At 38.6% G+C, this 12729-nt stretch carries 12 protein-coding genes; 8 read left to right on the top strand and 4 right to left on the bottom strand.

Features of this window, described 5'->3' with window-relative positions:
• The 3 genes from ACEW8O_RS02505 to tilS form a co-directional block, all read right to left on the bottom strand.
• Positions 1 to 170: lactate/malate family dehydrogenase (locus ACEW8O_RS02505; RefSeq protein ID WP_407936181.1), on the bottom strand; the 170-nt coding region annotated here is incomplete at its 3' end.
• Positions 171 to 330: 160 nt separating this feature from the next.
• Positions 331 to 858: a Crp/Fnr family transcriptional regulator gene (locus ACEW8O_RS02500; protein WP_373493046.1), complete on the bottom strand. Its 528-nt coding sequence runs from the start codon at positions 856 to 858 to the stop codon at positions 331 to 333.
• A complete protein-coding gene (gene tilS / locus ACEW8O_RS02495) occupies positions 855 to 2177 on the bottom strand; it encodes a tRNA lysidine(34) synthetase TilS (protein ID WP_373493045.1) in 1323 nt (440 codons plus the stop codon). The genes ACEW8O_RS02500 and tilS overlap by 4 nt, the downstream gene beginning before the upstream one ends.
• A 49-nt stretch (positions 2178 to 2226) precedes the next feature.
• On the opposite strand from tilS, the gene ACEW8O_RS02490 reads away from it, so the two are divergent.
• The 8 genes from ACEW8O_RS02490 (at position 2227) to ACEW8O_RS02455 (ending at position 11311) form a co-directional block, all read left to right on the top strand.
• Positions 2227 to 3843, top strand: a complete 1617-nt coding sequence (locus ACEW8O_RS02490) for an OstA-like protein (RefSeq protein WP_373493044.1) — start codon at positions 2227 to 2229, stop codon at positions 3841 to 3843.
• 188 nt (positions 3844 to 4031) lie between these two features.
• Positions 4032 to 4739 carry a T9SS type A sorting domain-containing protein gene (locus ACEW8O_RS02485; protein ID WP_373493043.1) on the top strand — a complete coding sequence of 236 codons (708 nt, stop codon included), beginning with the start codon at positions 4032 to 4034 and terminating at the stop codon, positions 4737 to 4739.
• Between the two features lie 70 nt (positions 4740 to 4809).
• Positions 4810 to 5742 carry an outer membrane protein assembly factor BamD gene (locus tag ACEW8O_RS02480; RefSeq protein ID WP_373493042.1) on the top strand — a complete coding sequence of 311 codons (933 nt, stop codon included), beginning with the start codon at positions 4810 to 4812 and terminating at the stop codon, positions 5740 to 5742.
• A gap of 7 nt (positions 5743 to 5749) precedes the next feature.
• Positions 5750 to 6067 carry a DNA-directed RNA polymerase subunit omega gene (locus tag ACEW8O_RS02475; RefSeq protein WP_373493041.1) on the top strand — a complete coding sequence of 106 codons (318 nt, stop codon included), beginning with the start codon at positions 5750 to 5752 and terminating at the stop codon, positions 6065 to 6067.
• Positions 6067 to 7275 (top strand): bifunctional phosphopantothenoylcysteine decarboxylase/phosphopantothenate--cysteine ligase CoaBC, encoded by a 1209-nt coding sequence (gene coaBC / locus ACEW8O_RS02470; RefSeq protein WP_373493040.1) that lies wholly within the window; start codon positions 6067 to 6069, stop codon positions 7273 to 7275. The genes ACEW8O_RS02475 and coaBC overlap by 1 nt, the downstream gene beginning before the upstream one ends.
• A 38-nt stretch (positions 7276 to 7313) precedes the next feature.
• Positions 7314 to 8216 carry a DUF4835 family protein gene (locus ACEW8O_RS02465; protein WP_373493039.1) on the top strand — a complete coding sequence of 301 codons (903 nt, stop codon included), beginning with the start codon at positions 7314 to 7316 and terminating at the stop codon, positions 8214 to 8216.
• Positions 8217 to 8262: 46 nt separating this feature from the next.
• Positions 8263 to 9915: a DNA repair protein RecN gene (gene recN / locus ACEW8O_RS02460; protein WP_373493038.1), complete on the top strand. Its 1653-nt coding sequence runs from the start codon at positions 8263 to 8265 to the stop codon at positions 9913 to 9915.
• A gap of 580 nt (positions 9916 to 10495) precedes the next feature.
• The gene (locus ACEW8O_RS02455) at positions 10496 to 11311 is read left to right on the top strand and encodes an enoyl-ACP reductase (RefSeq protein ID WP_373493037.1); all 816 of its coding nucleotides are present in this window, start codon (positions 10496 to 10498) and stop codon (positions 11309 to 11311) included.
• A 469-nt stretch (positions 11312 to 11780) separates the two neighbouring features.
• Here ACEW8O_RS02455 and truA read toward each other — a convergent pair whose 3' ends face one another.
• Complete coding sequence (gene truA, locus ACEW8O_RS02450) at positions 11781 to 12572, bottom strand: tRNA pseudouridine(38-40) synthase TruA (RefSeq protein WP_373493036.1); 792 nt, start codon at positions 12570 to 12572, stop codon at positions 11781 to 11783.
• Positions 12573 to 12729: the final 157 nt, after the last annotated feature.

Genomic DNA, 12729 nt, shown 5'->3' with positions numbered 1-12729 from the left:
CTGTCATATTGATTGATCGGGGCTTTTTGCCAGATATCCAAAGCTTTGCCCTCGGCTATACCTTCTTTGATATCCACCAGTACAATTTCTTCGGCAATCTCTCTGTAAGCCAATACATCTGCGCATGTAGCACCTACATTTCCGGCACCTACTACTGTTACTTTTGTCATAATTATATGATTATTTTAAGTTTTATATTTTGGTTTAAAAGTGGTGCTAAGTTATTAAACAAAGCCTGTTTAATAAAGCAATCCTTGGGATAACTTCAAGGTATGTCATCAGACTTTTGCTAATAGGTATAGATAAAATTGATAATTATCGCAAAAACTGTCATCTAGAGGTGGTGTCAAACATTTCACCCAAATTAAAGAAACCGAAGGAACTTTTGTAGGATTTGAACAGACGATGATTGTTTTCATTATAAAATTCAGCTAGAGAAGTCATCATCTTCGCCTTAATTTTGGGATTGTTATCAAAAATCTCATGAATAGCAAAATGAGGAATTACCAGCAACTCGGCCTGATCTGAATGAACCACAGCAGTATAAATCCTTTTTGTATTTTCCAATAAGGCGTTCTCACCAAAGGCTTCCATTTTTCTCACTTCTTTGATTACCTCAAAATCATCCTTGATATCCAGCGTCAAATTGACAAGACCTGTTTTGGCTACATAAAAAGCATGACTTGGGTCACCCCTGAAAAATATCACCTCATCCTTAACATATTTTCTGTAATGGATAGCTGAAAGAAAGCGGGCCATTTCAGCATTTTTTAGTTTTTCAAAAAAACTGATCTGGGAAAGGAACTGGAAAGTCTCCAATTCTGAGGTACTAAAGGTTTTTGAAAAAGGATTGATCATGATATTACTTTTTTAAAGTATAAAACCTGTTTTGTAGATGGGGTGCATTTGAAATGATCGCTGATCCTGTAACCTACCAGCCAGGCAATTTTATCCCCTGATAGTAGAACCAACACTTGCTTCTTTTTGATGATGGGCACTTTCAAATCTACTAATAAATCGCTGATTTTTTTTTCTTTGTCCATTCCCAATGGCACCATCCTGTCTCCCTGTTCCCATTTTCTTACAGAAAGTGGGAACTTGAGTTTAGCAAAATCCAGCATGGCATTTTCGGAGGAACGTTCAATTTCAAAATCTTTCCACAATCGCAGAATTTCAAACTTCTGCGACCTGAGATTCAATTCTATATCATAGGTACTTACTGCTAAGGGCTCCCATTCAAAATCATTTTTTCCAAGAATCAAAAATTCCCTATCCAGGTTTAACATATACTCCCCTGCATAGAATGTTTTGCCAGGTTCGCCAATATCAACTGATTGGAAAACATCCTCCACATCAAAATATGAAAAGCCAAAATCCCTCAACCAATAATACAACATGGATTGCCTACCTGACAAGTTCTTTATACTCGAAATCTCCAGATATTGATATCCATCTTCCAAACGCACATACTGTTCTCTCCACAATCCGTAAAGTTCGAAAAAAGCCTTTCCTGTATCTTTAAGTCTTTTGAAGCTCATATCCAACACCTGAAGACCATCGGGGAAATCCTCACTCAATGTAGGCAGAACCCTGTTTCGTAAAAGATTCCTTTTATAATCATTGGTTTCATTGCTACTGTCATTTCTCCAGGAGAATCCATTTCCCTCCATATACTCCCTGATCTGAGTCCGTGAAAACGGCAACAAGGGCCGGACAATAATCCCTCTTTTATCGGCCATTCCATATATTCCTTCAATCCCTGTTCCCCGCAAGAGGTTGAGAAAGATGGTCTCAATCTGATCTTCAAACTGGTGTGCGACCAAAACACCATCGAATCCGTTTTCATTGGTCAATTCCTCAAACCAACCATACCTGAAATCCCTGGCTGCCATCTGGGTGGATTTTCCGGTGGTTTTAAATATTTCTCTATTGGTCTTGGTCACATAAATGGGCACCTCCCATTGGGCAGCAAGATTTCTCACAAAGGTTTCATCTCCATCACTTTCCTTTCCTCTAAGCTGAAAATTGACATGTCCCAGCGAAAACCTAAAACCTAATTCATGCAACATGTGCCCCAAGCAAACGCTGTCAATTCCTCCACTAATTGCCAAAAGGTATGATTTCTCCAAATCCAAAAGATTTTTCGAACGTATATGAATTTTAAAAAGGTCTTTCATAAATCAAAAATACCATTTTTGGTTAATTTTGGGATCGATTTCAAACCAAATGATTAAAAACACATATTTTCTTGTCACCCTAATTTTTCTGGTATTAGTACAGACCTCCATGGCACAGAACATGTTGGAAATCCAACAGGCTGACCTCCTTCAGGGTGCAGGGGGTTTTGAAAGGCTACTTCATAATGTGAGGATGAAGCACCAAAACTCTTTGATTTATTGTGATTCTGCGTATTTCTATAGAAATGAAAACAAAGCAGTCCTCTATGGAAATGTAAGAATTGTGGATCAAAATGATCCGATAACCACCAATAGCCGATATGCTGAATATGACGGCAATACCAAAATCGCCAAACTCAGAAACAAGGTGGTCTTTAAAAATGAATCTACGACTTTGTACACTGAATTTCTGGATTATGATAGAACAACAGGCATTGCCAATTATTTCAATGATGGCAAAGTGGTGGACAGCACCAATGTGCTTACCAGTAAAAATGGTGTGTATGAAACATCAATAGAGAAAATCACATTTACAGAGGATGTGGTTCTTGTCAACCCTGATTATACTTTGAGAACAAACTTTTTGATCTACAGGACGATTCCCAAAACTTCAGAAACGGTAGGCGTTACCAATATCATTTCAAAAGACGGAGATAAGCTGAATGCCCAAAAAGGCAGCTTTTACGATACTGAAAATAAGATTTTTAGATTTTATGACGGAGATGTGGAAACAGAAACGAGTAAAGTATATGGTGAAACACTTTATTATGATGAAAACCAAAAATACTATGAAGGAAAAGGCAATGTCAGTGTACTGAACAAAGAAAGGGAAATAGAGATATTTGGTGAAGAGGGCAAATACTGGGAAGACAGAAAATACAGCATCGTCTATGGCAATTCGTTGGTCCAGAAATATTTCAAAGCAGACACCATGTACATGATTGCGGATACTTTGATTTCCCAGGACAGTGAAGATGCAGCAGACAGACATTTACTGGCTTTCCATAATGTGCGATTGATCAAATCCACTTTACACGGCAGGTCAGATTCATTGGCATACATCTATGCAGATTCCACGATTCATCTCTACCAAGATCCGGTCCTTTGGGATAATAAAAGCCAGATCTCAGCAGACAGCATCAGATTTTTGATTGCCAATGAAGAGATCGACCGGGTATATCTCAATCAAAAAGCCTTTACCATCACAAGAGATACCATAGGCAATTTCAACCAAATGAAAGGCCGGAAGATGACCGGTTATTTCAAGGAACAAAAAATGAGCAAACTCCATATACAAGGTAACGGAGAGTCCATTTACTTTGACCTCATTGGTGATTCTACGCTTCGGGGAATGAACAAAATGCTTTGTGCCAACATCCTTATGTTTTTTGATGACGGTAACTTGGTTAAAACCAATTGGCTTGTCAAGCCTGAAGGATCCTTCAAACCACCCCACATGCTGGAAGATGACGAGCGACAATTGGAAGGGTTTAAATGGAGAGAAAGTGAAAAACCCAGTATGGAAGTGATTTTTTCCTGGAGAATTCCCAGAAAAAGAGAGGAAATTCAATTTAATTTTTTCAACGAACCTGATGCTGTAGTTCCTCATCCTGAAGAGGAGGAAATACAAAAATTAATAAAGGAAAAACTTAAATCAGGCGAGTAACCAATGGGGTTTTACTTAACACTAGAAATTTAAATTTTCTGTAACGGAGACACTAAAAAAAAATTTCATAAAGGTTAACAAATTTTAACCGCAAATGTGATAATAGTTCAAACCTATTTGGTATTTTTATACGTATTTAAAAATGAATTGCATCAAAACAGTTATAGGCCTATTGACAAAAAATCTACATGAAAAATATTTTCTTACTTTTTGCACTCACCTTAATGTTACTTCCGACATACTCGGAAGCACAGGTGCGCGTGTTATCTGAGAATATTGAATTCAATGGAAAAATAGGAACAGCACAGCGCAAATCCCTTATCATTCAAAATCTAAGCAATCAAACTGTAGGATATGGTCTCAAGTTCTTGCGTGGAAATATCGGTTCTTCACAAAGTATCAAACTTTGCATAGGAGACAGATGCTTAGATCCTAAGAGGGAAATGACAAAAATCCAGCTAAGGCTTGCTCCCGGAGAAATATTCACAGACATGTATCTTGAGTTTGACTTAGGCATCACTGAGACTAAAGGTAATTTTGACCTACATTTTACCAATACAGAAAACATCAGGGATGTATTCATCATTGAAGCTGTATATGACGTTTTCAATCCAAGTGTTGAAGAAACTAACCATAAAGACATTTCAATCGGCAGCGTCTATCCCAATCCCAGTAATAGGATTGCTCAAATAGATTATGAATTCAAAAATCCAAATGCATTAGCAAAAATCACAATCAATAGCTTCATAGGTAATCCAGTGGCCGAATACCGGTTAGAACCGGCCCAAAAAAGTCTTGTCATCAACGTGGCAGACCTCCATCCTGGAGTATATTTTTATACCTTATTTGTTGACAATAAAAATATAGTCACCAAAAAACTCGTTGTCAAGAAGTAAGCTGATTCCATGGATATCAATTAATTGGATTAGTATGTTAATTCCCTTATATTTGCGGCTTGAAAAAATAATGAAAAACCTCACTCCATTTATTCTCCTTTTGTTCTTATTGGCAACTTCCTCTTGTGGCAAGTTCTATAAATTAGAAAAAAGTACCAATTGGGAAGAACTCTACGAATCTGCCAATACCTATTATAATGCCGGAGAATATAGCAAAGCAATAATATTGTACGACAAAGTTCTCCCTGTAATCAGAGGGAGTGAAAAAGCAGAACTTGCTGATTTCAATTATGCCTACAGTCATTTTAGGATGAAAAGATATATTGAGGCGGCAGGTTACTTCAACACGTTCTACCAAACTTATAATAGGAGTCCACTTGCAGAAGAAGCATTATTTATGAATGCATATTCCCTTTATCTTGATGCTCCTGATTATAATCTTGATCAAAAAAGCAGTCACGATGCAGTAAATGCCATTCAGCTGTTCATCAGTAGATTTCCGGAATCGGATTCCTATGAAAGAGCAACTGCCATGATTGATGATCTTCAAGTAAGGTTTGAAGAAAAGGCATATCAGGAATCAATGCTTTATCTGAAATTGACGGATGGTTTATATCCAGGTGAATTTTACAGGGCTTGCATTATTAATTTCCAAAATTTTGCCAAGAGCTATCCTGATAGCAAACATAATGAGGAATTGGGGTTCAAATTGGTTGAGGTAAGCTTGGCCTACGGTGAGCGAAGTGTCTTTGACAAAAAGGAAGAAAGGCTCAATGATGTGTCCAAATATGCCGATCAGTTTAAAAGAAGATATCCCGAAAGCAAATATTTGGGAAGCATTGAGACTTTGATCAAGAAATCACAAACCCAACTGGTAGCTCATCAAAAAATAAAGCGGGAGTATGAGGAGCAGTTGGCTAAAGCTAAATTAGATGCTGAAGCAGCCCAAATAAATCAGCCTGAAGTTCCAAAAGAATTATCAACAGAAATTAAAAATAACTAATCATATTATGGCAGTTAATCCATCAATTATCACAAGGGATTTGGACAAAGTTTCCGAACCGACCGGCAACCTTTATGAATCTATCCATATTGTCTCCCAAAGAGCCAAGCAGATATCTTCAACCATGAAGGAAGAGTTGAACAACAAACTTTCAGAATTTGCTTCCACAGTCGATAACCTTGAAGAAGTCTTTGAAAATAAAGAGCAGATCGAAATCTCCAAATTCTATGAAAGAATGCCAAAACCTACAAACTTGGCCATGGAAGAGTTTATGGACGGGAAATTATATTACAGACATCCTGACACAACATTTGAAGGAGAATAATGCAACTTAGGGGCAAACGTATTTTATTGGGAATTACAGGTAGTATTGCAGCATACAAATCTGCGATTCTTACTCGTTTGTTGGTCAAAGAAGGAGCGGAAGTACAGGTAATCATGAGTACTTCCGCTCTTGATTTTATTACGCCTCTGACTTTGGCTACGCTTTCCAAAAATCCTGTACATCATCAGTTTTATGATCCAAAATCAGGAGTCTGGACCAATCATGTTGATCTAGGTCTCTGGGCTGATTTGTTTTTGATTGCCCCAATTTCAGCAAATACCTTATCCAAATTGGCAAATGGAATTTGCGACAATCTCATGGCGGCCACATACCTCTCGGCGCGTTGCCCAGTGATGGTTGCACCCGCCATGGATTTGGACATGTACCAACATCCCGCCGTCAGAAAAAACCTTGAAACCATCCTTTCATTTGGCAACCTTATTCTCGATGCTGAGGAAGGAGAGCTTGCAAGCGGTCTGTCGGGACAAGGTAGAATGATGGAACCGGAAAAAATACTCCACCATGTCATTTCCTATTTTTCAAAAAAACAGTCCTTTCGAGGCAAAAAAGTATTATTGACTTCCGGACCTACACAGGAAGCATTGGATCCTGTCCGGTTTATCAGCAACCATTCTTCAGGAAAAATGGGTGCAGCATTGGCGGATGCCTTTGCAGACGAAGGTGCTGATGTTCATTTAGTCCTTGGGGTTGGCGCGAAAAAGCCAAACAATCCCAATATCAGGATTTATCCGGTACGCAGTGCAAAGGACATGTATCAGGCAGCAGCCAATCTTCATCCTAAAATGGATATCAGTGTATTTGCTGCAGCAGTAGCAGATTATGCTCCCCGAAGTGCCGCTGCGGAAAAAATCAAAAAAGAAGGTGAAGGAATGACCTTGGATTTGGTCAAAAATGTGGATATCGCTCTTTCGTTGGGAAAAGAAAAACTACCACATCAGATCCACGTAGGTTTTGCCCTTGAAACCGAAAATGAGGAATTCAATGCCAAGTCAAAACTTGAAAGAAAGAATTTTGACCTGATCGTCCTCAATTCCATGAAAGATACAGGCGCAGGCTTCCAATTGGATACCAACAAAGTAAGTCTCTTTTTTGCTGACGGAAGATCAGTGGTTTCAGAAGTCCTTCCCAAAAAACAAATTGCAGAATTGATTTTGGAAGGGATAAAAAACCTTCCTGTTAAAATCTGAGTTCTGATTTATCGTTATCTTTATATATCAAATTCAATATGAGGATATTCTTATCATCCCTTTTTTTCTTCATCGCCCTAGTTCAAGGATTCAGTCAGGAGTTGAATTTCACAGTCATCATCAACAGTGACAGGGCAAGGACTCAGGAATCTGCCATTTTTGAGGACATGAAAGTCAATTTCGAACAATTTCTCAATGGCAGGACCTGGACTGGAGACCAATTCCAACAGGCTGAAAGAATCAAAGGAAACATGTTGATCACTATCAGCGACATGCCACAAGTGGGGTTTTATAATGCCACGGTCCAAGTCCAAACAGTCCGACCGGTATTTGGCACCAACTATGAATCACTAGTCATGAATTTCATTGACAGAAACTGGTCTTTTGAATTTATCCTTTCGCAGCCTTTGGAGTTCAATAGATTTTCCTTTCTCAATAATATCAGTTCTTTACTTGCTTACTACGCTTATATCTCATTAGGATTTGATTATGACAGTTTTGCGTTGAGAGGTGGAGATGCATACTTTGAAATCGCCAATACCATTGTAAACAATGCCCAACAAACCCAAAGGCCGGGATGGGGATCTAATCCAAGTGACAGAAGAAACCGATATTGGCTGATCAATGACATTTATACCTCTTCCGTTTTTGCGCCGATAAGGGAAGCTGTCTATCTCTACCACCGGAAAGGCCTTGACATTATCATTTCCAATCCTGATGAAGCTTATAATAACATAGTTGAAGCTATCCGTTTAGTCGTACAGGCAAATGAAGCCCAGCCCAATAGTATCTTTACTATCGCATTTATCGATGCCAAAGGGGAAGAAATCAGCAAGATTTTGAAAAAAGCTCCAAAAGAAATTCGCACTGAGGCAGTTGAACTTTTATTAAAAGTAGATCCCAACAATGCAAGAAGATACAACGATCTCCTCAAAGGTTAAGATCAATTTTTATTAGATTTGCCAGTATTCTCATTTTAAATATACCATGCTGAAATCCCTCACCATTACCAATTATGCTTTGATCCAAAGTCTGGAAATGGAACCTGATAAATCCCTGAACATGATAACCGGCGAAACAGGTGCAGGCAAGTCCATTATGCTAGGGGCAGTGGGCCTTTTATTGGGAAACAGGGCAGATACCAAAGCTTTGCTTGACATTGAAAAAAAATGTGTGGTTGAGGGAAATTTTTCGATTCAGAATTATGGTCTGGAGGATTTTTTTAAAAACGAAGACCTGGATTTTGAAAGTGAATCAATCATCCGTAGGGAAATTAGCCCATTAGGAAAATCCAGGGCATTTATCAATGATACCCCGGTAAGACTTGAAACCCTCAAAGAGTTGGGAAAATTCCTGATGGATATCCATTCCCAACATGATAACCTCCTGGTCGGAGAAGGAGAATATCAACTTGGTTTGGTAGATGCATTCTCAAAGAGTGTAATAGAAAAATCAGCCTATAACGCTGCATTTAAAATTTACCTAGAGAAGAAGAAAGCATTGGAGAAACTATCCAATGAGGCTTTTGAACTCAAAAAAGAAGCTGATTTCAATAAATTCCAATTGGAAGAACTTTCTGCGTTGAGATTGGTGGAAGGTGAACAAGTGGAATTGGAAAATGAACAGGAAATCCTCGAAAATGCAGAAGATATCAAATCCAAAATCCAGGAGATACTTTCCCAACTGGAAAATGAAGAGTTTGGAGGATTAAAGACCCTGGCATTGGCCAATCAAGGTATTCAACAGTTAATGAGATTTGCCCATAAATTTGAACCATATGGTGAAAGATTTAAAAGTGTATTGATCGAGCTGAAAGACATCGCTGCCAGTTTGGAAGAAGAAGATGCACTCATCGAGGTGGACTTTGAAAAACTGGAAACTGTAAGGGAAAGATTAAGCAAAATATACCACCTCCAGCAAAAACATGGAATCGATTCTGTGGAAGGATTGATGGAGTTGGAAAGGGAATTGGCCGATAAGGTTTTTCAGGTTGAAAATCTTGATGATGCATTAGAGAAGCTCCAGGTAGAAAAAGATCTGGCAGAAAAGGATTTACTGGAAAAGGGTGATGTATTGTCTAAAAAAAGGATTGCTTCCTTTCAGCCCTTTTCTAAAGAGCTTTCCTCACTACTTCATCAACTGGGTATGGACAAAGCTCAAATTGAATTCTCCCATGAAAAAACCCAACCTACAAAAAACGGAATAGATAAAATCGATATCCTTTTTTCAGCTAATAAAGGCGTCAAACCACAAGTCCTTAAACAAGTAGCTTCCGGCGGTGAATTTTCCCGTTTGATTTTTGCCATCAAATACATCATGGCCGATAAAATGGCACTGCCTACGCTTATTTTCGATGAAATCGATACAGGAGTTTCCGGTGAAGTTGCACTGCAAATGGTCCGTATGATGCAGGATATCGCCAAAAAACATCAGGTTATCTGTATCAGTCATCTCCCTCAGGTGGCCGCCAAAGGCAATCAACATTACTTTGTCTATAAGGACAACAGCACCGAAAAAACCATCAGCAAAATCAAGTTACTCCAAGGAGAAGAAAGAATCCTGGAAATCGCCAAAATGATAGCCGGAGAAAACCCATCCAATAGTGCGTATGAAAGTGCAAGGGAGTTATTGGAGAGGTAGGAGGTGAAAAATTATCCAGATCACCTTATTTGATGTGAAATACATTTTTCGGATCGATAGTGTCAATGGCTTCTCCTTGTCATTTCGAACGTAGAGAGAAATCTGAAAAGCCTTAAGGTATAGACTCCTCCTACGTCGGAGTAACAAGGACAAGTTTGACATTTCTCTTGAATGCACTTTTTGGTTCAATTGTGTCAATGGCATTCACCTTGTCTCGAACGAGGAGAGAAATCTAATACCCTAAATTGGGAATAGACCTCTCCTTTCGTCGAGGTGACAAGGCAAAGTCTTTTTTTATAGCTATCCTTATTTTGATGGATCGGTACTGACACTCTAACCCCTCCATGTCATTGGTAAAGAAGAGTGAAATCCATTACCCTCACGTATAGCTGCTGTCAGGTCATTAGGTTGGACCCTTACTTTGTACTTTGTACATTGTACTTGGTACTTCCATCTTGGCTCTTGTATCTAATCTCTCGCTTCTCGCATCTCCCGTCTCAAATCTCACCTCTCCCCTCCCATATCTTAATTTTTTCCTTATTTTTACCCTTAGATATAAAACCAACCAAAACGATATATTATGCCAGAGAATTTGTTGAAAGGAAAGCTAGGAATCATCACGGGAGCACTTGATGAAAACTCCATCGCATGGAAAGCAGCTTTGAAAGCCCACGAACAAGGTGCCAAATTTGTACTGACCAATGCGCCGATTGCCATGAGAATGGGGGCAATTAAAGAATTGGCCGAACATTGCAACACCATCATTATTCCTGCCGATGCTACTTCCTTGGAAGATATCGAAAAATTATATACAGAATCAAAAGAATACTTGGGAGGTAACTTTGACTTTTTGCTGCATTCCATTGGCATGTCACCCAACATCCGAAAAGGCCGCTCTTATGGTGATATGAACTATGACTGGATGAACAAATCCCATGATGTGTCCGCTATTTCTTTTCACAAAATGATGCAGATCGCCGAAAAAATGGACATCATGAATGAATGGGGTTCAATTCTCGCTTTGTCCTATATCGCTGCCCAAAGGGTTTATCCTTTCTACACAGATATGGCTGATGCCAAAGCATTACTGGAAAGTATCGCACGAGGATATGGCTACAGATATGGTAAATTGAAAAAAGTAAGGGTAAATACCATTTCCCAATCACCTACCAAAACTACAGCAGGAACAGGAATAGGCGGTTTTGATGCATTCTTTAATTTTGCAGAATCCATGTCTCCATTAGGTAACGCTTCAGCAGAAGCCTGTGCGGATTATATCATCACCATGTTTTCTGACCTCACCCGATATGTCACCATGCAGAACCTCTTCCATGATGGAGGGTATTCGACTACCGGTATTTCGGAAGAATTGATGGAGCAGTTTAGGGATTTGTAGGGAGGAGTTTGGAAGATCGGGAGGTTTTTAATTGGAAAATTTTAAAATTTTAAAATTGGAAAATTGGGGTGCCTTTCCATGATAAATTGGGTAATATCCAGCTATTTAAAAGAGGATTCTAAAAAAAAGTTGATTCAGAAAAAATCTTTACTGAATTAGGGATAAAATGATTGAATCATACATTTTACAATCAAGTAAGAGGGTTACACCCTCTTTTTTTGTGGAAAAATTTCCCTAAATTTAAAATATGGAAGAAATTTTAAAATATCGGTTAATTGAAGAGATTATAGCCACAAACGACATCGTATCCTCGATCAAATCAAGTCTCTTTTAACCGGAGAGCATGATGATTTTTGGGATAACCTTGATGCTGATTCGCAGAAATCAATCGAAAGAGGTTTGAAGGACTATGAGTCGGGAAAAACAGAAAGCCATGAATCGATTATGGAGAAATATAAATTTAAAGGCCCTAAGAATTATCCTTCTTGATAAATTCAACATTTTCCAGAACCAATCCGTTTGCAGGTGCATGTATGGGTATGGTTCGGAGGTCAGGATATTTCAATGACTTTTCAATTTCCTCCAAACTAAATTTTCCCAACCCCAATTCCATCAATGCGGTTATCATTTTTCGGATTTGATATCTCAAAAATCCTTTTCCTTTTACCTTAAAGGTAAATGCCTCTTTGGGAATCAAACCCAATCCAGATTGAGCGTGTTGGACGACATCTGCCTCCATGATTTCCCTGAAATAGTCATTGCAAACTTTATCAATAGAACTATAGCTTTGAAAGTTGTGCGTCCCTACAAAAAGCTTAGCGCCTTCTTTCATCAACCCAATATCCGGGATGCCTTCAAAATACACCAAGTTAGCAGCAGAAAAAGGATGGAATTTCTCGCCTAAGGCGAAATGGTAATGATATTCCTTGTAAGCAACATCCTGAATGATATTAAAATTCGATGGAACAGGTTGAACTTCCAACAGCCTGATATCGGACGGAAGTATTGAATTGACGGAATCAAGGAGTTCAGGTAGCATTTCATTTTTTAGAAATAACTCAAATGCTCCCCTATTGCAAGATACCCCGGCATCAGTTCTACTTGCACCAAGAAGCGTAAAATCTTCATGTCTGAGGATAAATCTGAAAGCCTTTTCTAAAGTCCCTTGAATGGTTTTGACTCCATTCTGCTTTTGCCATCCATGATATCCTATTCCAAGGTATTGAATGTAGAATAAGTAAGTAAAGGGTCGGGACTGCATGATTAGAAATTATAATAGCTTGGATCAAAAGAGAAATTAAAAGTATAATGATAATGCCAAATTGAAAAATTTGAAGAAAGATATAACCAGACAAATGCCATAAGCAATCCTTCAAAATTGGAACAGCTATTTAGAAAAACTTGTCCTTGTCACTTCG

This window comes from Aquiflexum sp. (assembly GCF_041749095.1).
Taxonomy (GTDB): Bacteria; Bacteroidota; Bacteroidia; order Cytophagales; family Cyclobacteriaceae; genus Aquiflexum.
This window is presented reverse-complemented; position numbering and strand designations above follow the sequence as displayed.

Coding starts and splice junctions, on each gene's coding strand:
- ACEW8O_RS02500 (WP_373493046.1), bottom strand. CDS start 858: ATGATCAATCCTTTTTCAAAAACCTTTAGTACCTCAGAATTGGAGACT.
- tilS (WP_373493045.1), bottom strand. CDS start 2,177: ATGAAAGACCTTTTTAAAATTCATATACGTTCGAAAAATCTTTTGGAT.
- ACEW8O_RS02490 (WP_373493044.1), top strand. CDS start 2,227: ATGATTAAAAACACATATTTTCTTGTCACCCTAATTTTTCTGGTATTA.
- ACEW8O_RS02485 (WP_373493043.1), top strand. CDS start 4,032: ATGAAAAATATTTTCTTACTTTTTGCACTCACCTTAATGTTACTTCCG.
- ACEW8O_RS02480 (WP_373493042.1), top strand. CDS start 4,810: ATGAAAAACCTCACTCCATTTATTCTCCTTTTGTTCTTATTGGCAACT.
- ACEW8O_RS02475 (WP_373493041.1), top strand. CDS start 5,750: ATGGCAGTTAATCCATCAATTATCACAAGGGATTTGGACAAAGTTTCC.
- coaBC (WP_373493040.1), top strand. CDS start 6,067: ATGCAACTTAGGGGCAAACGTATTTTATTGGGAATTACAGGTAGTATT.
- ACEW8O_RS02465 (WP_373493039.1), top strand. CDS start 7,314: ATGAGGATATTCTTATCATCCCTTTTTTTCTTCATCGCCCTAGTTCAA.
- recN (WP_373493038.1), top strand. CDS start 8,263: ATGCTGAAATCCCTCACCATTACCAATTATGCTTTGATCCAAAGTCTG.
- ACEW8O_RS02455 (WP_373493037.1), top strand. CDS start 10,496: ATGCCAGAGAATTTGTTGAAAGGAAAGCTAGGAATCATCACGGGAGCA.
- truA (WP_373493036.1), bottom strand. CDS start 12,572: ATGCAGTCCCGACCCTTTACTTACTTATTCTACATTCAATACCTTGGA.